Source organism: Candidatus Binatia bacterium (genome assembly GCA_036504975.1).
In the GTDB taxonomy this organism is placed as follows: domain Bacteria; phylum Desulfobacterota; class Binatia; order UBA9968; family UBA9968; genus JAJPJQ01.
The window spans coordinates 1-20249 of sequence record DASXUF010000170.1; the positions used below are offsets into that span (position 1 = coordinate 1).

Annotated in this window: 20 protein-coding genes and 1 tRNA gene; 3 read left to right on the plus strand and 18 right to left on the minus strand. The window is 59.8% G+C overall.

Annotated features, from left to right (window positions below):
* Positions 1-699, plus strand: a 699-nt coding sequence (locus VGL70_20570; protein ID HEY3305926.1) for an SDR family oxidoreductase, incomplete at its 5' end; no start/stop codon positions are given.
* A gap of 86 nt (positions 700-785) precedes the next feature.
* Here VGL70_20570 and VGL70_20575 read toward each other — a convergent pair.
* From VGL70_20575 to VGL70_20655, 17 genes are all read right to left on the minus strand, one after another.
* Positions 786-1763: a tripartite tricarboxylate transporter substrate-binding protein gene (locus VGL70_20575; protein HEY3305927.1), complete on the minus strand. Its 978-nt coding sequence runs from the start codon at positions 1761-1763 to the stop codon at positions 786-788.
* Positions 1764-1844: 81 nt separating this feature from the next.
* Positions 1845-2864, minus strand: a complete 1020-nt coding sequence (locus tag VGL70_20580; GenBank protein HEY3305928.1) for a tripartite tricarboxylate transporter substrate-binding protein — start codon at positions 2862-2864, stop codon at positions 1845-1847.
* Between the two features lie 98 nt (positions 2865-2962).
* Positions 2963-4030 (minus strand): LLM class flavin-dependent oxidoreductase, encoded by a 1068-nt coding sequence (locus VGL70_20585; GenBank protein ID HEY3305929.1) that lies wholly within the window; start codon positions 4028-4030, stop codon positions 2963-2965.
* Between the two features lie 18 nt (positions 4031-4048).
* Positions 4049-4402, minus strand: coding sequence for a VOC family protein (locus tag VGL70_20590; protein ID HEY3305930.1), 354 nt, complete (start codon positions 4400-4402; stop codon positions 4049-4051).
* A 77-nt stretch (positions 4403-4479) separates the two neighbouring features.
* Positions 4480-5313, minus strand: coding sequence for an NAD(P)-dependent oxidoreductase (locus VGL70_20595; protein ID HEY3305931.1), 834 nt, complete (start codon positions 5311-5313; stop codon positions 4480-4482).
* A gap of 222 nt (positions 5314-5535) precedes the next feature.
* A complete protein-coding gene (locus VGL70_20600; protein ID HEY3305932.1) occupies positions 5536-5961 on the minus strand; it encodes a cupin domain-containing protein in 426 nt (141 codons plus the stop codon).
* Positions 5962-6004: 43 nt separating this feature from the next.
* Positions 6005-7006, minus strand: coding sequence for an ABC transporter substrate-binding protein (locus VGL70_20605; protein HEY3305933.1), 1002 nt, complete (start codon positions 7004-7006; stop codon positions 6005-6007).
* A 17-nt stretch (positions 7007-7023) separates the two neighbouring features.
* Positions 7024-8616 (minus strand): gamma-glutamyltransferase, encoded by a 1593-nt coding sequence (ggt, locus tag VGL70_20610; GenBank protein ID HEY3305934.1) that lies wholly within the window; start codon positions 8614-8616, stop codon positions 7024-7026.
* Complete coding sequence (locus tag VGL70_20615) at positions 8613-9635, minus strand: amidohydrolase family protein (GenBank protein HEY3305935.1); 1023 nt, start codon at positions 9633-9635, stop codon at positions 8613-8615. The genes ggt and VGL70_20615 overlap by 4 nt, the downstream gene beginning before the upstream one ends.
* A gap of 86 nt (positions 9636-9721) precedes the next feature.
* The gene (locus tag VGL70_20620) at positions 9722-10747 is read right to left on the minus strand and encodes an amidohydrolase family protein (GenBank protein HEY3305936.1); all 1026 of its coding nucleotides are present in this window, start codon (positions 10745-10747) and stop codon (positions 9722-9724) included.
* Between the two features lie 4 nt (positions 10748-10751).
* The gene (locus tag VGL70_20625) at positions 10752-10961 is read right to left on the minus strand and encodes a cytoplasmic protein (protein HEY3305937.1); all 210 of its coding nucleotides are present in this window, start codon (positions 10959-10961) and stop codon (positions 10752-10754) included.
* Between the two features lie 55 nt (positions 10962-11016).
* Positions 11017-13110: an elongation factor G gene (gene fusA / locus VGL70_20630; protein HEY3305938.1), complete on the minus strand. Its 2094-nt coding sequence runs from the start codon at positions 13108-13110 to the stop codon at positions 11017-11019.
* On the minus strand, positions 13110-13928 hold the full coding sequence (locus tag VGL70_20635; protein ID HEY3305939.1) for a type III pantothenate kinase: 819 nt from the start codon (positions 13926-13928) through the stop codon (positions 13110-13112). Before VGL70_20635 ends, fusA begins: the two co-directional genes overlap by 1 nt.
* 7 nt (positions 13929-13935) lie before the next feature.
* Positions 13936-14739: a biotin--[acetyl-CoA-carboxylase] ligase gene (locus VGL70_20640; protein ID HEY3305940.1), complete on the minus strand. Its 804-nt coding sequence runs from the start codon at positions 14737-14739 to the stop codon at positions 13936-13938.
* A 62-nt stretch (positions 14740-14801) separates the two neighbouring features.
* Positions 14802-15650: a carboxylating nicotinate-nucleotide diphosphorylase gene (gene nadC / locus VGL70_20645; protein ID HEY3305941.1), complete on the minus strand. Its 849-nt coding sequence runs from the start codon at positions 15648-15650 to the stop codon at positions 14802-14804.
* A gap of 2 nt (positions 15651-15652) precedes the next feature.
* A complete protein-coding gene (locus VGL70_20650) occupies positions 15653-18349 on the minus strand; it encodes a valine--tRNA ligase (GenBank protein ID HEY3305942.1) in 2697 nt (898 codons plus the stop codon).
* A gap of 2 nt (positions 18350-18351) precedes the next feature.
* Complete coding sequence (locus VGL70_20655; protein ID HEY3305943.1) at positions 18352-18828, minus strand: hypothetical protein; 477 nt, start codon at positions 18826-18828, stop codon at positions 18352-18354.
* A gap of 87 nt (positions 18829-18915) precedes the next feature.
* Between VGL70_20655 and VGL70_20660 the strand changes: the two genes are divergently transcribed.
* Positions 18916-19002, plus strand: a tRNA-Leu gene (locus VGL70_20660).
* A 138-nt stretch (positions 19003-19140) separates the two neighbouring features.
* The gene (locus VGL70_20665) at positions 19141-19476 is read left to right on the plus strand and encodes a cytochrome c (protein ID HEY3305944.1); all 336 of its coding nucleotides are present in this window, start codon (positions 19141-19143) and stop codon (positions 19474-19476) included.
* Positions 19477-19479: 3 nt separating this feature from the next.
* On the opposite strand, the gene VGL70_20670 is transcribed toward VGL70_20665, so the two are convergent.
* The gene (locus tag VGL70_20670) at positions 19480-20178 is read right to left on the minus strand and encodes a urate hydroxylase PuuD (protein ID HEY3305945.1); all 699 of its coding nucleotides are present in this window, start codon (positions 20176-20178) and stop codon (positions 19480-19482) included.
* Between the last annotated feature and the right edge of the window lie 71 nt (positions 20179-20249).

Consider the following 20249-nt stretch of genomic DNA (forward strand, 5'->3'; position numbering starts at 1 on the left):
GCCAAGGGAATCGGGCGCTACATCGCGCACAACTTTGCCCGCGAGGGGGCCAAGGTCGCTATCGCCGACATCGACGTGGAACGGATGAAACAAACCGAGAACGAGCTGCGCGAGATCGGCGCGGACGTCTTCACGCGGAGATGCGACGTGCGCGTGGAAGATGAAGTACGTTCGGTGATGAAGGATGTCGCGGCGCGCTACGGACGGATCGATGTTCTCGTCAACAACGCGGGCATCGTGACCCACTTCGGCTGGGGCGTGCCGCGCTGGCCGGTGATTCGCGACATGGACAAGAGCTTTTGGGATAAGGTCATCGAGACCAACCTCGCCGGGACCTTTCTCTGCACCAAGCACGCGCTGCCGTTCATGCAAGAGCAACGCGCGGGCCATATCATCAATCTTTACGGCGGCAGCCCGCCCAACACGATCGGTTCTTGCGTCTACTCGGTTTCCAAAGACGCGATCCGAACCTTCACCCGTTTCGTCGCCGAGGAAGTGAGAGAATGGAATATCTGCGTCGTCGCGGTCTCGCCGGGAGGCGCGATCGCGACGGAAGACGCTCCCGAAGAGGTGCGAAAAAAAATGCCCGGCCCGGAGACGGCGGGAAATCGCTTCGCCCTCGCGGCGGAAGCAAGTATGGAATTGAGCGGCCAGCGCCTTACGCTCAAAAACGGGCGGTTGGAGGTAGATCCGCGGTAGGGGCAGGCCCCCGTGCCTGCCCGGCGTGTGGGCGACCACGAGGGATCGCCCCTACGAATCTTTGCGCAAGCGAATCCGTCTTCTGACTATGGAACCAGAATCGTCTTGAGCTTCGCCACCCAGGCCGGCTCCAGCTTGAACAAGTCGGTTACGATCGTCTCTATCTGCCCGCCGGTAACCGGCTCGATATCGAGATTGCCTTTCTTCGCCTCCGCGAGAAACTCGGCGTCCTTCAGCGTATCCGCCAATGCCTTGCGCAATATCTGGACGCGATCCTTGGGCGTTCCCGGCGGTAAAAAGTACGGCCGCGTAATCGTCGAGATGTCGTGAATGCCGTACTTGAGCAGTTGCCGCGATTCGTTCGTCTTGGCGAAATCGACGGCCAACGGGACATTGGAAATTTCGGGCAGCTTTTTCGGCATCGCCAAAACCACAACGGATACGTCGCCCTTTTCCAGCCCGGCCCGCCACATCGCCTTCATCGACTCCCACGCCCAGCAGCCACCGGCGAGCTCGCCGCTTTCCGCCGCCAGCTTGATATCCGCCGTCCCTTTGTACGGCTCCACGACCTTTAGCGGCAGACTGAGCGCCGCCTGAAGAACCCGCGCAACGTCGGACGCCGTACCACCCGGTCCCACGCCGCCGAGCTTCAGCGGCTCTTTCGCGGCCAGCCATCTTTCTATACTGGTGACGCCGCTCGCTTTCGTCAGCACGCACACGGGATGGTCCACCGCGGGCGCGCCGATGAATTCGAACTTGCGCCCGTCGAACTCGATCCCCTTCGCGCCCATGATCTGTTGCATGAAGAGCCCGCCGATATTGTTGCCGATCGTGAGTCCGTCGGGCTTCGCCTGCTTGAACATGTAGTTGGCCTGAACGATGCCGCCCGCGCCGGTCATGTTATCGACGACGATCGTGGGATTTCCGGGGATGTGCTTTCCGAGATGCCGTCCGATCGCGCGGCTGTAGGTGTCGAAGCCGCCGCCGGGCGCGAAGGCCACGATCAAGCGCACGGTCTTGCCTTCGTAGGGCGCCGCTGCGTGGACGGCTCCGATCGCTGACACAAACGCAAAAATAATTCCTAGGTACATTCGAATCATAACGGGCCTTTCAGTTTATTTTAGACTTTCCGACCACCCGGAAATCTATTGCAGGATCTCCTTGAGCTGGGCCACGAGCCCGGGCTGAATCTTGAAAAGACCGGCGACGGTTTTTTCCACTTCTTCGCCGGTCAACGGATTCGTGTCGAGCTGCGATTTTTTCGCCTCCGCCTGAAAATCCGCATCCTTGAGAACGTCCGTGAAGGCTTTGCGTAAAATCTGGACGCGGTCTTTGGGAGTTCCCGGAGACACCGCATAGAGCCGTGTGACCGCGGCCGGGTCGTGGATGCCGAACTTGATCAACTGTTTTCCGTTCTCGCTCGTCGCCAGGTCGATGGCGTTGGGCACGTTTTTCAGCTCGGGATGGGGCTTGGGATTGACCTGCAAAGCGATCGAAACGTTTCCCGATTCCAATCCCTGGCGCCAGATCACTTTGATCGATTCCCATTGCCAACAACCGCCCGCCACTTCGCCGCTCTCGGCCGCGAGGCGGATCTCGGCCGTGCCTTTGTATCCGGCAACCAGTTGAATCGGCAGATGAAGGGCCTCTTTCAAAATCTTCGACGTGTTATAGGTCGTGTCGCCGGACGCGACGCCGCCGAGCTTGACCGGAGTCTTGGCGGACTTGAGTTGCTCATAAGTCGCAGCGCCGCTCGCCTTGGTGAAGGCGCACGCGCCGCTGTCCTGCGTGGGCACGCCGAGGTATTCGAATTTGCGCGCGTCGAATTCTATGCCCGGCTTGCCGATCACCTGGTTAAGAACCTGGTTGCCGTGAAAATTGAGGATCGTGAGGCCGTCCGGCTTGGCGACCTTGTACACGTGGTTGGCCGAGATGAGGCTCGCCGCCCCGGTCATGTTTTCCACGATGATCGCCGGATTTCCGGGTATGTGCTTGCCCATATAGCGCCCGATCACCCGCGAGTAGGTGTCGAAGCCGCCCCCCGCGGAAAAGCCGACGACGACGCGAATCGTCTTGTCCTTGAAAAACGTTTCTTGAGCGAGGGCGGAAGCACTCAACGAAGCGAGAGTTAATAGCGCAAAAATCCCCACGACAAGTCGATGCATAAAAGTTTTCTCCTCTAGATCGAATCCTCCAGCCGCCTCATAACTTTAAACTGGAACCGTTGTCAATCGTCGTGCCTATTGCAATCCGGGATCTGTCATTAGAGATCTGCGGTTATGAATCGCGGCAGGACATCGCGCGCGAACCGCTCCATCGATTGCAGAACCAGCGTGTGGGGCACGCTGCCGATGTTCATCCAGGCGAGAATATGACGGGCGCGGGTTTTCGCGGCAAGCTCGCTGAGCGCCGCCGCCGCACCATCGGCGTCACCGACGACGGCGTGCTCGGCGCATACGCGATCGAAGGTCAAGTCGCCCGTCGCCGTTTTTAGCAACCGCGGCGGCAACGGTGATCCGCGACCGGTCAGCCAGTCGATGTAGCCTTTTCTCATCTCGGCGATCGTCCGATAGTAGCGCATGATCCCGTCGCGCGATTGCGCTTCGGCTTCCCTCGCGCTCCCGGCCAGGTGCATCGGCACGAGGAGGCCCAGCTCGCGCTCCGCGCCGTCATGGCCATTCCTTTTGAGGCCTTCCCAATAGGAATTCGACAGCTCGATGACCTGCTCCCGCGTGCGCGTGTGAATCGGTAGGAAGAGATTCACGCCCATCCGCGCGGCAAGCTCGACGCCTTCGTTGGAGCTTGCCGCGATGTAAACGGGCGGATGAGGTTTCTGCACCGGCTTGGGATTGACGACGACCCCGGGGATTTTGAAGAACCGCCCGTCGAACGAGAGAACTTCTTCCGTCCATGCCGCCTGGATGACCCTGAGACTCTCTTCCACAATCTCATGCGTCGCTTGATGATCGGCGCCGAAGCATTCGTAGACGCGGCTGTGCGGATGACCTCCGCCGGCGGCGAAGTCCATGCGCCCGTGTGAGAGCAGATCGAGAGTCGCCGCCTGCTCGGCAAGCTGGACGGGATGGTGCACGGGCAGCGTGTTGACGGCGACGCCGAGGCGGAGCCGCTTGGTTCTCTGTGACGCGGCGCCGAGCACGGCGTACGGCGCTGAGAGCAAAGACATTCCGGGCTGGCAATGGATCTCGGCGATCCAAAATCCGCGAAACCCGAGCGCGTCCGCAAGCTCGGCCTGTTCGAGAAACTCTTCCAGCCGCTCCACCGGCACGGCTCCCGCGGGACACTGGATTTCGGTAAACAGGCTGAATTTCACGGAGCGCGCTGGCTGCGGTTAGACTTTCCAACCTAAGGATAGATCGACACGCGTGCCGACCGGGTCGCGGACGAATCCTTCGGCGAAGCGCCCGTCTCTCGGAAGCGAATCCGCGCCCTTAGTGGCGCCGGCTTCGATCGCCGCGTGCATCGCTTGCTCGACGTTCTCGACTTCGAAACCGAAATGGAAGATGCCTTCCGGCCGCCCGCGCGCCGGCAGGATGGCGAGATTGACGTGGCCGTCGGATAAATAAATCGCGTCCTGCTTCTCGCCGCTCCGGGCAACTTCCTTCATGCCAAACGAATTGCGGTAAAACTCCGCCAGCTTGGGCGGGTCATTAGTGAGAAGCGCAATGTGACGGATCTTGGCCATGATTGTTCTCCTTGTTTGTAGGGGCGACCCTCCGTGGTCGCCCAAATACCGGGCAGGCACAGAGGCCTGCCCCTACATTAAGCTTTGTCCTTTTTATCCGCCAGTCGCTTGGCCGCCGCGGCAAGCTGTTCGATGATCGGCAGCTCGACGCCTGAGCGGCGCGCCAGATCGCCCGCCAGTGGAACGTCTTTTTGAAAAACGTTTCTACCGACGCGCGGCGCCGGCGCCGGCAAAGAAGGATCAAAGGTGTGCCGCCACCGATCGCTGGACCGTGTCTCGTCGAGCCGCTCCAGCATCTCCAGCACTTTCGGAAACTTCAGCCCGGCGGCCTCGCCGAGTCGAAGAGCTTCATGCATGACCAGCGTTTCGGCGCCCGAAGTTAAGTTTTTGATCAGCTTGGCCGTGTTGCCTGCGCCGGTCTCGCCCATGTGGATGACTTGCTTCGACATCTTGAGAAGATGCGGCTGCGCGCGCTCGAAGAGTTTGGCCGGTCCGCCGACGACGAAGGTCAATTCGCCGGCCCGCACCGACTTGGGCACGCCGAGCATGCAAGCGTCGATAACCGGCACGCCGCGCTTCGCGGCAACCTCAGCGACTCGTCGCGTTGTCTGCGGCAGGATCGTGCTGTGGAGAATGACGAGAGTTTCGGGCTTCGCGTTCTCGACGATTCCACCCTTCCCTACCGTACATTCCAACACCTCCTCGTCAGTGCGCACGACGACATCGACGATCGTCGATTCCTGAGCGACCTCGGCCGCGCTATTCACTATCTCGGCACCCAGCGTGCGCGCCGTTTCCAGCGCGGCTGCGTCGATATCGAAGACGGTCGCACGGACGCCGGCGAGCTTCAAGCGCTCCAGCAGCGCGCTCCCCATTGCGCCGACGCCCACCATTCCAACTCGTTCCATCATCGTCTCCTAGGATAAGCAGCACCAACAGCAACCCTGTAACAGCGCGCACGGGGGTTTCTCGCAGGACCGATATGTCCTCGCGTGGCTCGGAATCTCAAATTGCAGATTTCAAATCTCAGATTTGTAATTTGAGATTTGAGATTTGAAATCCCGAAGGACTTGCATCGGCCCGGAGAGAGACTCAACGGTCGGGCGGACGGCATATCAGAATTCACCGGCCTGCTAGTCGACGATCTGTCCGTCGTCGCGTCCGCCGCCGTGCTGATAGACGATCCTCTTGCCCGTCTTCTCGTCGATCTCATTCCGCGCGCCGCCCGCCTTCGCCAGATCTTCAGCGGTCGGTTTCGGGCTGTTGCCAAGCAGGACCATCGGCTCATCGTAAGGATTCGAGCCTTCATAATATTCGTGGGCGGGAATGCTGAGAATCATGCCGGGTGAAAGCTCGTGCGTCTCGTTCAGACCTTTCATGATGCCGCGCCCGGTGACCACGTAATACGTCCGGTCCGAGGGATGGTTGTGCATTCTCTGCACGTCGCCGGGCGGAAAAAAGAGCAGCCACGTATGCAGGTTGTCTCTGCGGAAAAGATCGATCCTGCGTTGGCCCTTCTTCCTCTCCTTGGCGGTTTCCTTAGTGTCTAAGAGCTTCATGCGCACCTCCTTTGGCTCCGGATTCGATCCGGAGCTTGTTGAATTATTGATAGATCTTGTCGATAAAGCCCGACTTCCCCAGCTCGGCGATCAGCGAATTGTCGATGAATTGTTCCGGCTTCGCCGTCTTGGCCGCCGGATTGGCGGCAAAATCGAGCATAGTCTGCACGCCCGCGAGGGACACATAAGGCACTTTTTCCCATGCCGGCAGAAATGTTCTGTAAGTCTCATCAAGAGCATCCGCGTCGGTCAACTTGGTGTACTTGCCGATCGCCTGCTTGGCCTGCTCGGCATCCGTACGCGCGATCTTGAGCCCCTCTAAATATCCTTGCAGATAGCGCCGGACGCGATCGGGATTTTCCTTCAGGTATTGCCGGCTGCTCGCAAATGCCACGTGAATCATCGGAATATTTTTCTCGGTTATGTTCACCAACTCCTTCAGGCCCGCTTTCCGCGCCCTCAACGTCGTCGGCGCGGAAATGACTCCGGCGTCGATGTTTCCTTGCGTCAGCGCAGTCATAATCGCCGGAATGCCGTCGAGGTGCAAGACTCGAATATCCTTTCCCACGGTCATGCCGCCCTGTCGCGCCAGGATGCGCGCGACGAAGTCCGTGGTCGAGCCCGGTTGAGTCACGCCGATGACCTTGCCTTTCAAATCGGCGAAGCTTTTCAACTCCGGCTTGCTGTAAAGCGAAAACACGGCGCGATTGAGCACTCCCAGCATAAAGACGACGTCATGACCGGCGAGTCCCGCCTCGATCAGCTCGCCGCCCGGGTTGCAAATGTCCAGGCTTCCGGCGATGAGCGATTGGGTCGCGGTGGCGGGCAGGATGTATTTGAGATCGACGTTGACGCCGTATTTGCCGAAGAGTCCTTTGTCTTGCGCAATCCAGATCGGCGCAAACGCCCCGCTCACCGCGGCGTAGCTCGATCGGATCGTCACGGGCTCAGCGGCGCGCGCGGCCGCCGTCGCTAGAAGAAAAGTCAGCGCGCACGCGAGAACGCGGAGAGGTCTCGTCGGCGTAAACAATCCTATCCCTTTCATAGCACCCCGCGCCTTTCTTACCATCCGATCGCGTAGCCTTCTCTTCGCGGATCGGCAGCGCCCATCCAAGCGCCGCCGACCGGATCGCGCGTGATCACTTGCGCCGCGCCGAACGACCAACGGTCGACGACCTTTACCTTATGGCCTTTCCGCCTTAGTCCCTCGATAACTTCGGCGAGAACACCTTCTTCCATGCGAAGCTCCTCCGGCAGCTTGTCGCGCGGCGGCGTGCCGGGCATGTGGCTCCAGCGCGGCGCCTCGACGGCGGACTGCGGGTCGCTGTCGTGGTCGAGGAGCTTGTGAAGTATCTGAAGGTTGCTCTGCGGTTGATCGTCGTTGCCCGGCGTGCCGCCGACAGCGCGGAAATCCCCGCCGCGAAAGGCCATGTAAGAATTCAGCGTGTGCGCCGGTCTCTTTCCCGGCTTGAGCGCGTTGGCTTTCTTTTCGTCCAGTACAAAACTGCAGAGACGGTTGTTCATCGCAACGCCGGTGTCGCCCGCAATGACGCGCGAGCCGAACGGGGCGAAGACGCTCTGGATCAGCGAGACGACGTTGCCGTCGCTGTCGGCGGCGCAAAGATAGGTCGTGTCGCCGCCGGCCGAAGCCGCGCGAACCGTGGGCTTCGCGTCGTCGGAGATTGCGCCGCGTCTTTTTTCGGCGTGCTCTTTGGAGATCAAGCGCGCAATCTGCGGATCGCCGAAGCGCGGATCGTCGAGGTGCGCGAGGCGGTCCGCGAAGGCGATCTTCTTGGCCTCGATCATCGCGTGGATCGCGTCCGCCGGCTCCATCCGCGCCAACGGATAGCTTTCGATGATGTTGAGCATCTCCAGGACCATGAAGCCCTGTGAGACCGGCGGCTGCTCGTAAACCGTGAAGTCGCGATACGAAGTCTTGAGCGGCTCCAGCCACTCGGCGAATTTTCCCTGAAGATCCTCCGTACCGATGATCGCGCCTTCGGCTTTGAGCGCGCTGCACATTCGCCGGGCCAGCTCTCCGCTATAAAAGGCGTCCCTGCCTTTTTGCGCGATTTGCTCCAAGGTCTGCGCCAGACCCTTTTGAACCAGGATCCTTCCCGGCGTCACCGAATCCATGACCTTTCGATAATTCAAATCGACCAGCGGAAAAGATTTGCTGAACTCGCCGATGCGTTTGCTCAAATGGTCCGAGATCGGAAAGCCGTCGCGCGCGTAGTGAATCGCGTCGGCCGCGATGCGTCGCAGCTCCAGTGTGCCGTACCTGTTGTGCAGCTCCATCCAGCCGTCCACCGCGCCGGGCACGGCGATGCTGAGCGGCCCTTCGCTGGGTATTTTCGCATGGCCATGCGCGCGGAAATACTCTATCGTCGCTTGCTTCGGCGCCGGCCCGCTCGCGTTCAAAGCTTCGACCTTGCCGGTCTTCTTCATATAAACCAACACAAAGATATCTCCGCCGGGACCCGAAGTCTCCGGCGTGACCACGCTCAAAGCAAGCGAAGCGGCGAGCGCCGCGTCGACCGCGTTGCCGCCGTCGTGCAGCATCCTCATGCCCGCGAGCGACGCGAGATAATGGCCGGAGGACACCATGCCGTTCCGGCCCATCACGACCGGCCTGCTTGTTTTGCCGAAGTTCATGACGCGAAACGGAGAACCCTTGCCGCGTTGAAGCCGAGGATTTTCTCCTTGTCCTCCTTTTTTAGCTCCAGCTCGGAGAGCGCTTTCAAGCTATTCTTCACCAGAACACAGCCGTCTTCCGGACCATAAGGGTAATTGGTGCCGAGGACCATCCGGTCAGGTCCGAAGAAGTCCAGCACGCATCGGAGCGTGGACGACGGATGATCGGCCGTGTCCACGTAAAATCTTTTAAAAGAGTCCAGCGGATTTTCCGTGAGCCCGTACCTCTGGCGGATCTCTTCTGTCCTGCCTTTGTAAATATTGATCGCGCGCTGGGCGAAGAACGCCAGCACGCCGCCGACGTCGGCGACGACGAAATTGATCTCCGGAAATCTTTCGAGCACCCGTCCGTAAACCAGACGCGTCATGGCCACCGTAGAATCGAAGGCCCAGCCGAAAATCAGCGTCGGCATGATGTCCAGGCCGACGGCCGCGGTCGCCAGCGGCGCCGTGGGATGGAGATAGACCGGAAGCCGAAGTTTTGCGAGCCGTTCGTAGAGCGGAAAAAGCTCCTCGCTGTCGAGCGCCCTGCCGTTGAGATTCGTAAAGCAGCCGAAGCCCCGGAGGCCGAGACCGTTCACGGCGCGATCCATCTCGTCCAGCGAAGCGCGGATGGACGATGTCGGCAAGGTAAAGAGACCGGCGAAACGCCGCGGATATTTCCTGCACAGAGCTGAGAGCGCGTCGTTAGCTGCGCGAGCGAGCGAAACCGCCCCCTCACCTTCGAAGCGGTCCGCACCCGGTGCCGGTATGCTTAGAACCTGGACGTCGATACCGAGTCTGTCCATGTGCTCGATCCGCCGCTCAACGTCGCGTCCTTGAAAAGTGGCGGTATTGATCCGGCAGCCGAGCTTGCGGTCGTAAAAATAGCGCATGCCGCTGTGCGGGTCGGGCGGCTCCAACACGACCTCCCCGTTCAACCGGTCCATCTCGGCGATGTAGCTTTCAGGAAAAACGTGGGCTTGAAAATCGATCACCATAACGAACCTAAAGTCACCATGCCGAAGTCGGTCCAAACCCCCTCTTAGTCTCCCCCTTTGTAAGGGGGAGATTCAGTGGGGGTACGCTAGAGTCCGTAGAGCGCCCGCGGATTGTCATCGAGAATCTTATCGATCACATTTTTGCCTAGCTCGCCGGTTTGCTTGAGCGTCCTCAGCGCGTCGAGCTCGCTCGCCGTGTCCGCGTGGCCGTAGTCGGAGCCGATCACGAGATTATCGGGCCCTGCGTATTGGAGAACATAAGGTAAATCGTCGTCCGTCTGGCAGGCGACGTAGATCCGGTTCTCCCGCAGAACGTCTTTGGCCAAGCTTTTTCCTCTGCGTTGCCAACGCCGGGCGATGTCGTGAAGGGCGTAGGGGATCCACTGGGCGCTGACTTCGATGAAACCGAGCTTGAGGTTGGGGAATCTCTGCGGAATGTTTTCAAAGATAATCGAATGGAACGATCCGACCACGGCCAGCTTGAATTTATTGAACCCGCATTCGCGCTCGAAGAAATCGTGAACCGCGAAACTTCCCGTCGCCGAGTGGACGCAGACCGGCATATCGAGCCGGCTCGCCTCTTCGTAGAGCGGAAAAAAATAAGAATCGGAGAGAAGCCTGTCGCCTTCCAGGCCGCGGATGAAAATGCCGCAGGCGCCGTTTTCCTTTGCCCACCTGGCTTCGGCGAGTGCTTTTTCCATCGTCAGCAGCGGCAGCACCGCGACCCATCGGAGCCGCCCCCGCCCCTCTTTCCAGATATCGGCGAGCCAGCGGTTGTAGCTCCGGCAGAGCGCCAGTTCTACTTCCGGTTTGGTCGTGAAGGGCCGTAGGAAGACCGTAGGATAGAGGACCTGGACGTCCACTTGCAGCTCGTCCATGTGCTTGATCCGAGCCTCGATGTCCGCCATCTCACGCGACGCTTGAGGCGTGTCCGCGCCGACGTTGCGCGCCTTACCGTGCAGCCTGCCGTCGATCAGCCATGACTCGCCGCCGCTGTCTTTCTCATTCGGCGTCGCGACAACCCGGGGCCTGAATTCGCGCTCCGAGTCGAGCATGTAATCCCAAGTCCGATCGGTTTCCAGGACGTGGGCGTCGGCGTCGATCGTGGGCATAAACCTAACTTCGGCTCCCCGGTCCCAACAAAGCCGATTCGGGCGTCGAGCGCTCGGTCTTGGAACCGAGCGAGCTGCCGCATTTTTGGCAGAGATATTCGTAGAGGTCGCCGTCGGGCAGGACAAGGAGCAGCCGTTCGCGCACCGGCATCGCCCGGCCGCAGCGGTTACAGTGAAGGAGCGAGGCCCTGAGCTGGTCGAATTGCTTTTCCATGGTTGCCGTCGCGCTCGTTACACTTGGTCCAGGGAATCACAAACGCGAGTCACGATCACGCTTTATGATGCGCCTCCGCCGCTTCCGTCTGAGCTTTGGTCTGCTTCACCACTTTATCGACGAGATGAGGCGGCAGCTCTTCGTAGTGGGAGAATTCCATCGTGAAGCCGCCGCGGCCGCTGGTCATGGCGTTCAAGTCCTGCGAGTACTTCAACACCTCGGCCATGGGGACCCGGGCTTTGATGACTTCGGTATGGCCGCGGGTCTCCATACCTTCCACTTTGCCGCGCCGGCTGTTCAAATCGCCGATCACCGCACCCATGCTCTCGTCGGGGACGGTGATGTCCATGTGCATGATCGGCTCGAGAATGATGGGCTTGGCTTTGTCCACGGCGGCTTTGAAGCCCAGCGACGCGGCGATCTTGAACGCCATGTCGGATGAATCGACGTCGTGGTACGAGCCGTCGTACAGCGTCGCCCTAACATCGACCATCTGATATCCCGCGAGGTGTCCTTCGGCCATCGCTTCGCGGATGCCTTTTTCCACCGCGGGGATATAGTTTCGCGGAATCGCGCCGCCCACGATGTTATCCACGAACTCGAATCCCTTGCCGCGCGGCAGCGGCTCGATCTTGATCCAGGTGTCGCCGTATTGTCCCCTGCCGCCGGATTGCTTCTTCAGCTTTCCCTGCGAGCTGGCGCTCGCTTTAATAGTCTCCTTGTAAGGTACCTTGGGCGCTTTTAATTCCACTTCCGCGCCGTATTTTCGCCGCAGTTTTTCAACCATGACTTCGATATGGAGCTGCCCCATGCCGGAGAGGATAAATTCCCTCGTTTGCGTGTCGCGATGCATCTCGATCGTCGGGTCCTCTTCCATCAGCTTGTGCAACCCTTGCGATAGTTTTTCCTCGTCGGCTTTGGTCTTGGGCTCGAGCGCGAACGATATCAGATGGGTGAAATGGCTGAGGCCGTCGAATTGAACCGGTGCTCTTTCGTCGCACAGCGTATCGCCGGAAGAAACGTCTTTTGGCTTGGCGGCGGCAACGATCTCGCCTGCGACCGCTTCGTGCACGCCCTCCTGTTTCTTTCCCTCGAGCCTGAACAGGTGACCGATCTTCTCTTTGCCCTGCTTGTTGGGATTGTACAGGGTCATGTCCGTCGCGATCTTTCCCGAGACGACGCGCATGATCGAAAGCTTGCCCGCAAACGGGTCGATCAGCGTCTTGAACACGTACGCGGAAGCCGGCGCGGCCGGATCCGGCGCCCGAGTTTCAGTATCGCCCGTCACCGGATTCTTGCCCGTAAACGCGCCCTCTTCCGGCGGCGACGGCAGATAATCGATGATGGCGTCGAGAAGCTGCGCGACGCCGATCTGGCGAAAAGCCGAGCCATAGAAAACAGGAAACAGCTTGCCTTTGAGAACCGCCGCCCGGATTCCGCACTTCAGCTCTTCCATGGGAAGATCCTGCGCCTCCAAATATTTCTCCAGGAGCGCGTCGTCGGTCTCGGCCACGCTCTCCATCAGCAGAACGCGCGCCTCTTTCGCCCGGTCGGCAAGGTCCGCCGGAATCTCCGTCTCCTTGAATTTTCCACTGTCACCCTCGAAAACCAAAGCTTTCATCGTGACGAGATCGACGATACCCTTGAAGCCTTCTTCCGCTCCGATGGGAAGCTGGATCTCCACGCCTTTCGTCTCGAGCCCGGAGAAGATCGCCTCCAGCCCCTCGCGAACGTTCGCCTTCTCCCGTTCCATCTTGCCGATGAAAATAAGCCGGCTGATGTTTTGCTCGTTGGCGCGCTCCCAGAGTCTTTCGGTCTCGACTCTGAGGCCGGCCGACGGGCTGAGAAGCAGCACCGCGCCGCGAAACGCGCGCATGCTGTTCAGCGTGTCGGGGAGAAAAGTCGCGTATCCCGGGGTATCGATCAGATACACGCTGGACTTTTTCCAGGGCACCGAGTGGAACGCAGTAGAGAGCGAGATGTGCCGGTGGACCTCCTCCGGCTCGAAATCGAGAATCGAAGTTCCGTCCGCGACACGGCCGGCCCGTTGCGTCGCCCCGGCGGCGAAGAGCATCGCCTCCCCAAGGGAGGTCTTGCCGACCCCGCCGTGACCCAAGATGCCGACGTTGCGCAGCTTGTCTGTTTCCATCATCTGCCGCCGACCTCCTTTTTGAGTTCTTGCGGTCTCTTCTTCAGATCCTGGAGTGAATTTCTCTGGTGAATGATTCTGAGGCCGTCGAGCGTGAGAAACTCGTCCACCTCGTCGATAAACGAGCACTCGGGCGCTATGACGCTCGCCAGCCCTCCGGTCGCGACGACTCGCGCTCGCGTGCGGCTCTCCTTTTGCATTCGCTCGACGATGCCGTCCACCAGGCCGACGTAGCCGTAAAAAACGCCCGACTGGATCGAGTGCACCGGATTCTTGCCGACGATCTCCTTCGGCTTGACGATCTCCACCCGCGGGAGCTTCGAAGCCCGCTGAAACAGCGCCTCGACCGATATCAGCAGGCCGGGCGCGATCGAGCCGCCGACGTACTCGCCTTTCTTGGAAATGAAATCGAACGTCGTGGCGGTGCCGAAATCGACCGCGATACAGCAGTCATGATATCTTTCGTACGCGGCGACACCGTTGCAGATGCGGTCCGCGCCGACTTCCTTGGGATTGTCGTAGAGAATGGGCATGCCGGTCTTGACCCCCGGGCCGACGACCAGCGGCTTGACCCCGAAAAACCTTTCTCCCAACTCCTGGATCATGCTCATCATCGGCGGCACCACGCAGGAAGCGATGATGGCATCGACCTGGCCGCAGGCGATGCCGCCGGAGGAAGCCAGATGAGAGATGATGACGCCGTACTCGTCGGCGGTCCGCTCCGCCTGGGTGACAAGGCGCCAGTGGGTGACGAGCTTTTCGCCGTCGTAAATCCCCAAGACGATATTGCTGTTGCCGATATCGATCGCCAGAAGCATGGTTCGCTCACGATTCGATCGGAATAACCTCGCCCGCGATAATTTTCCTCAACGCGCCGCTCTCCTCTTCCAAAATCAGGGCGCCGTCGCCGTCGATTCCCCTGGCGATCCCCGACAAACGCTGATCCGCTATTTCCACCGCTACCTTTCGGTTCCGGAGGTCGAAGAAGCCCTCCCAGCGACCAGCGATCCAGGGAAATCCCTTATCCTCCAATTCCCCATAGCATCTGTCTAGGTCGTTAATCAATTGCCCCGCGAATAGGGTCCGGTCGATCGGCTTTCCCGTCAGGATGAGCAGCGACGTGGCGCGCTCGCGGAGCGCTTCGGAAATCGATTCAGCCGGCAGGTTAAGATTGACGCCGATGCCGATGACAACGAAGTGAACCCGATCCGTTTCGCAAGAGGACTCGGTCAGGATCCCGGCCAGTTTCTTTCCGCCGACCAGGATATCGTTGGGCCACTTGATCGACGGCGGCGTCGCGAGAAAGGATTGCACGGTCTCCGCGAGGGCGACCGCGGCCATGAGCGTGAGCTGCGACGCGCTGGCCGGTGGGAGCTTCGGCTTGAGGATTACGGAGAGGTAGAGGTTGAGAGAAGGAGGCGAGAACCAGTTTCGCCCCATGCGCCCTTTGCCTTGCGTCTGGCTCTCGGCGATAACGACCTCGCCCTCCTCCCCTCCCTCTTGAGCGCGCTTGAAGGCGAAGCGATTAGTGGAGTCGATCTCTGAGAAGTAGTGAATTTTCTTTGCCAGCCGCCGAGACCCAAGCCCGTTCCGGATCTCGTCCGGGTTTAACGCTTTGGGCTCCGGCATCCCTTGAATCCTTCGACCCTCTCCTTATTCCTCTCCCTTCTAGGGAGAGGGAAGGGTGAGGGTTATTTCACCGCCGTGACTTTCATATTGAAATCGACCGCCGGGGCGGAATGAGTCAGCGCGCCGACGGAAATGAAATCGACTCCGGTCGCCGCCACCTCGCGCAGCGTTTCGATGGTGATCCCGCCCGACGCCTCCACCCAGGCGCGCTTGTTGATGAGGCGCACGGCCTCGGCCATCTCCTTCGGATTTACGTTGTCGAGCATGATCACGTCCGCGCCCGCTTCGAGAGCTTCGCGCACCTGGCCGAGGTTCTCGCACTCCACTTCCACCTTGGCCATGAAAGGTGATTGTTCGCGAACTTGCCGGACCGCCCCAGCGATCGACCCCGCGGCGACGATGTGATTGTCTTTCACGAGCGCCGCGTCATAAAGCCCAAACCGGTGGTTGGTGCCCCCGCCCATGCGGACGGCGTATTTTTCCAGCGTGCGAAAGCCCGGAGTGGTCTTCCGCGTGTCGATGATCTTACACGGAAAGTCTTTAACCGCGTCCACATAACTGCGGGTCAACGTCGCCGTGCCGGAAAGGCGCTGGAGGAAGTTCAGCGCCGTTCTTTCGCCCATGAGCAACGCCCGAATCGGCCCTTCGGCTTCCGCCACTACGGTTCCTTGCTTTACGGACTCGCCATCGCGACACAGGCGGCGGACTTTGACGCCGGCGTCCAAATAAGAAAAAATCTTTTCGATCAGGATCAGGCCGGCGACCACGCCGTCGCGCTTGGCGCGAAACAGACCCTTGCCCCGCGCCTCCCATGGAACCGTGCTCAAGGTCGTGATATCCCCCGCGCCGATGTCTTCCTCAAGGGCGCACCGGACAAGCTGCTCGATCTGCGGCGTAACGACAATATCCATCCTTAAGTCTTTCCCTCCGCCTGTTCCACCTCGCGGATCCTCCCGAGGCTCAGGTTCAGCGTGCGAATTTTATCTTCGAACTCTTCCGCCTTTTCTTTTTCCCGGCGCACCACCTCTTCTTTGGCCTTGGAGATGAAGTCTCCATTGCCGAGCTTCCGCCGGACGCGCGCCAACTCTTCCTCGGCGCGGCTCAATTCGCGGCTGAGGCGGGTCTTCTCTTCATCCAGGTTGATCATATCTCCGAGCGGCAAATAGATCTCGGCCTCGCCGACGACGGCGGTGGCCGCCCCGCGCGGTCTCTCGCCTTCGGTCAAGTATTCGACCGCGCCCACGCGCGCAAGCGCGCGCAGATAGCGCTCCTGCTGGCGCAGAAACTCAAGCTTCTCATCCTCTCCGAAAAGAATGACTTTCACCTCTTTGGAAGGCGGGCAGTTCATCTCGGCGCGGAGATTTCTGACGGCGCGGATGATTTCCATGAGAAAGGCCATCTTTTCCTCTATCTCCGGTTGGATCCAACTCGGCTCGGATCGAGGATACGCCTGGATCATAATGCTGCCGCCGCCTTGATGCAGCGTCTGCCAGATCTCCTCCGTCACAAAAGGCATGGCCGGATGGAGCAGGCGGAGAATTTGATCCAGCAGGAAAACCAGCCGTTGACGGACTTTTGTCCGCGCGACGGCGTCGCTCCCGTACAGTCGCAGCTTCGCCATCTCGACGTACCAGTCGCAGAATTCGCCCCAAACGTATTCGTACAACCGCTTGGCGTATTCGTCGAAGCGATAGTTTTCCAGGGCGTCGGTCGCCTGTTGAATCGTCTCGTTAAGCCGATGCAGAATCCAACGGTCGGCCAGTTCGAGATTCTCGTCCGCCGGCGGCCGCTCGGAAGCGACCGGCGCGGCGCCCAAGTTCATGAGAACGAAGCGCGAGGCGTTCCAAACTTTGTTGGCGAAGTTGCGGCACATCTCGGTCGTCGTGGAACGGAGAACTTTATTGTCCTCGACGTCGGCGTCGAAGCGGACGTCCTGCGTGCTGCTGCACTGGTAAAGCAACGCAAACCGGGTCGCGTCGGCGCCGTACATGGCGATGAGCTCCAGCGGGTCGATCCCGGTGCCGAGAGATTTGCTCATTCGCTTTCCGTCCTTGGTGAGTATCGTCGGGTGAATGAGCACGTGATGGAACGGAATCTTCCCGACAAACTCGAGGCTCGTCATGATCATCCGCGCCACCCAGAGGTAAAGAATTTCCCGGCTGGTGATGAGCAGGTGGGTGGGATAGAAGTAATCCATCTCCGGCGAACGCTCGGGCCATCCCAGAGTGGCGAAAGGCCACAGCGCCGAGCTGAACCAGGTGTCCAGAACGTCGGGGTCCTGTTCGAGGTTCGCGCCGCGACATTTCGCGCACCGAGCAGACGGTTCGACCCGGACCATGATTTCGTTGCAATCGCGGCAAGTCCAAACCGGAATCCGATGTCCCCACCATAATTGGCGCGAAAGAGTCCAGTCGCGAATATTTTGCAGCCACTCGATCGAGTAACCGCGAAAACGATCCGGAAAATATTTAACCTCATCGCGCTCCAGCACCGGGATCGTGGACTCGGCCAGCGGTTTCATGTTCATAAACCACTGCTCTTTAGGCAGCGGCTCGACGATCGTCGCGCATTTGTCGTGGGTCGGGATGTTGTACTCATAGGCATCGCGCTTGACCAGGTAACCGCCTTTTTCCAGCGCCTCCAGGACCGCCCGCCGCGCCTCAGCGCGATCGAGGCCGACAAAACGGCCGGCCTCCGCCGTCATCCGTCCGTCGTCGTCGATGACCCTGACCAGCGGCAGCTTATGGCGCGAGCCTACTTCGAAGTCGTTGGGATCGTGGGCGGGAGTGATTTTTACCGCGCCGCTGCCCATTTTAGGATCGGCATATTCATCGGCGACGATCGGGATCAAACGATCCATCAGCGGCAAGACCACTTTCTTGCCGATGTGAGGCTGCCAACGCCGGTCCTCGGGATGAACGGCCACGGCCGTATCGCCGAGCATCGTTTCCGGCCGGGTGGTCGCCACGACCACTTCCCCGCTTCCTTCATGCATGGGATAGCGGATGTACCAGAGGAATCCCTGGGTGGGAACTTCTTCAACCTCCAGATCCGAAATCACGGTCAGGCATTGCGGACACCAGTTGACCATGCGCTCGCCGCGATAGATCCAGCCGCGCCGGTAAAACCGCACGAAGGCTTCGAGCACGGCCTTGTGGTAGGCGTCGTCGAGCGTGAAGCGCGTCCGCCGCCAGTCGTAAGAGCAGCCCAGAGCGCGGAGTTGCTTCAGGATCGCGCCGCCGTATTTTTCCGTCCACGCCCAAATGCGCTGCACCATTTCGTCCCGGCCCACGTCCCAACGGTTCTTTTTGTCCTGCCGCCAAAGCTCCTGCTCGACCTTCATTTGGGTTGCGATGCCGGCGTGATCGGTGCCGGGAAGACAAAGCGCGTTGTAACCCTGCATGCGCTTGAACCGGATCAGCACGTCGTGAACGCTGTGCTGGAGGGCATGGCCCATGTGCAGCTCGCCGGTAACGTTCGGCGGCGGGATGGTAATGCAGTACGCCCGCCGCTCTTCTTCTACGTCCGCATAGAAGTATCCCTGTTCCTCCCACCGGGAGTACCACTTTTCTTCGACGGACTGCGGCGCGTACGCCTTGGGTAATTCCATGGCTATCTTGGCTTTTCCGGTGATTTCCGATCTTCGGTTGGCGGCTCTTCCTCGACGACTTCCACGAGATCGATGAGCTCTGGCTCCCTTCCGGCTTTGGCCTTTCGCGTAGAAATTTTACGCTCCTTTCGTGCGCTCGCAGGCGCCAGAAGTCCGGCCACAGCCGACTGCAACGCTCCGCTTTCGATCGGCTTCAAGACGACGGCCAGCTTGTCCCGTTGGGGATGCGACGAATCGCCGTCGTCGATCCAGACGACCGGAACCGGAGAGGTCTCGATCGCGCGAGTCATTTCCAGTGAGAGCTTATCGCTCTCGCGCAATGCGGCCGCATCGAAAATGAGGAGATCGATTTCTTTGAGCGCGCCGATAGCGGATGGATCCGCCGTCTCCGCCACCTGGACGTCGTGTTCGGGAAAGAGAGAGAGCGCGATTCCTTGCTGCAACACCCGATGCGGCTCGATGAGAAAAATTTTACCCATGAGTGTAGTTATAAAAAGCGCGCGTTAACTTGACAAGGTGCCGCTCCCGAGTAAGATAGGAAAAGTTTCAGGCACGCCGCCTAGCGTGCGAAAGTGGCGGAATTGGTAGACGCGCAGGATTCAGGATCCTGTGGGCTAACACCCGTGGGGGTTCGATTCCCCCCTTTCGCACCATTCATTCTTCTGAGATTTATCACAGACGTTTGAATTTCTCTAACGATCCTTGATCAGGCCGTTGGGAAAGCCGTGATGTGGGAAGCGGTTTAGGCGCGCCTGGCGGTGACGCCTCCGTGAAGACTGCGAGATGGCCGGATGAAGAAAAGATGGACTCTTGCTCTAGGTTTGGCTTTGATGCTGGCCGGCTGCGAAAAAAAATCGGACGAGCCGGCGAAAGCGGCGGGCGAGGGAGATCCGAACCGCGGCCGGGCGGTCTATCTTGCCAACTGCGCCGCCTGCCACAACCCGGACCCATCGAAAGATGGACCGCTCGGACCCGCGATCAAAGGGGCTTCGCGCGAGCTGATCGAAGCGCGCGTGCTTCGCGGGACTTACCCGCCCGGCTATACGCCGAAGCGAAAAACAACCGCCATGCCCGCCCAACCCTACTTGGAATTGTCGATACCGGACCTGGTGGCTTTCCTGCGCTGACTCCTAGTGGAAAAGAACCACGAAGAGCAGGTGCAGGATCACCGTCAGTATAAATCCCGACCAGAGCGCCCCTGATACGGTATCGAGGGGCTTTTTCGTGCTTCCCTGCAAGCCGGATAGAGCGTTCGCTTCTATGGCAGCGATCATCAATCCGGCGATCACCACGAGTCCGGCAATGCTGCCGGTCGTTGGCTCGCCAAAGCCCGGCATGTGCCGAGCTCCCATGTAAAAAAGCATGGGTATGGAAAACACAACGTTGGTGCGCGAGGCAAGCGCCGCCCGGCGTCCGCAGTTGGCGGCTTCCGGAATCGGCTGGCCTCCCTGCGCGGCTTGCGTCGCGGAGGCGATCACGACTTTCTGGTTAGGCCAAATCACCAGCCAAACGTTCAGGAACATGATGGTTCCCAGCGTTCCGCCGAGAGTAATCGCCCAACCATACGTCGTACTATAAAATCCCTCGACTCCGGATTGAGCGATGTAGTGAATGTACATCAGGAGTCCGGCGATGAACGTCCCCATCGCTCCCCAACGGAACCACCAGAGCGCGCGCGGTACCAGTTTCTGAATCGCCGCGCTTCGAACGCCGGGCTCGGCTTCGGCGAAGAACGGCGTCTGAACGAAGTTAAAATAATATAAAAGTCCGATCCAGGTAATGCCGGCAAGAAAGTGTACCCAACGCAGAAAATATAACCATAGTTCCATGATCTTCCCCTCCTTCTACCCTACCTTCCAGGGCCGACGAGATTTTTACTTTATGCTTTATATGAACGGTG

Excerpts from the sequence above, each read along its gene's own strand:
- VGL70_20625 (HEY3305937.1), bottom strand. The coding sequence starts at position 10,961 with ATGGAAAAGCAATTCGACCAGCTCAGGGCCTCGCTCCTTCACTGTAAC.
- VGL70_20640 (HEY3305940.1), bottom strand. The coding sequence starts at position 14,739 with ATGCCGGAGCCCAAAGCGTTAAACCCGGACGAGATCCGGAACGGGCTT.
- VGL70_20650 (HEY3305942.1), bottom strand. The coding sequence starts at position 18,349 with ATGGAATTACCCAAGGCGTACGCGCCGCAGTCCGTCGAAGAAAAGTGG.
- VGL70_20615 (HEY3305935.1), bottom strand. The coding sequence starts at position 9,635 with ATGGTGATCGATTTTCAAGCCCACGTTTTTCCTGAAAGCTACATCGCC.
- VGL70_20620 (HEY3305936.1), bottom strand. The coding sequence starts at position 10,747 with ATGCCCACGATCGACGCCGACGCCCACGTCCTGGAAACCGATCGGACT.
- VGL70_20595 (HEY3305931.1), bottom strand. The coding sequence starts at position 5,313 with ATGATGGAACGAGTTGGAATGGTGGGCGTCGGCGCAATGGGGAGCGCG.
- fusA (HEY3305938.1), bottom strand. The coding sequence starts at position 13,110 with ATGGAAACAGACAAGCTGCGCAACGTCGGCATCTTGGGTCACGGCGGG.
- nadC (HEY3305941.1), bottom strand. The coding sequence starts at position 15,650 with ATGGATATTGTCGTTACGCCGCAGATCGAGCAGCTTGTCCGGTGCGCC.
- VGL70_20590 (HEY3305930.1), bottom strand. The coding sequence starts at position 4,402 with ATGGCCAAGATCCGTCACATTGCGCTTCTCACTAATGACCCGCCCAAG.
- VGL70_20665 (HEY3305944.1), top strand. The coding sequence starts at position 19,141 with ATGAAGAAAAGATGGACTCTTGCTCTAGGTTTGGCTTTGATGCTGGCC.
- VGL70_20655 (HEY3305943.1), bottom strand. The coding sequence starts at position 18,828 with ATGGGTAAAATTTTTCTCATCGAGCCGCATCGGGTGTTGCAGCAAGGA.
- VGL70_20580 (HEY3305928.1), bottom strand. The coding sequence starts at position 2,864 with ATGCATCGACTTGTCGTGGGGATTTTTGCGCTATTAACTCTCGCTTCG.
- VGL70_20605 (HEY3305933.1), bottom strand. The coding sequence starts at position 7,006 with ATGAAAGGGATAGGATTGTTTACGCCGACGAGACCTCTCCGCGTTCTC.
- VGL70_20670 (HEY3305945.1), bottom strand. The coding sequence starts at position 20,178 with ATGGAACTATGGTTATATTTTCTGCGTTGGGTACACTTTCTTGCCGGC.
- VGL70_20600 (HEY3305932.1), bottom strand. The coding sequence starts at position 5,961 with ATGAAGCTCTTAGACACTAAGGAAACCGCCAAGGAGAGGAAGAAGGGC.
- VGL70_20635 (HEY3305939.1), bottom strand. The coding sequence starts at position 13,928 with ATGCTTCTGGCGATCGATATCGGCAACAGCAATATCGTCTTGGGGATT.
- ggt (HEY3305934.1), bottom strand. The coding sequence starts at position 8,616 with ATGAACTTCGGCAAAACAAGCAGGCCGGTCGTGATGGGCCGGAACGGC.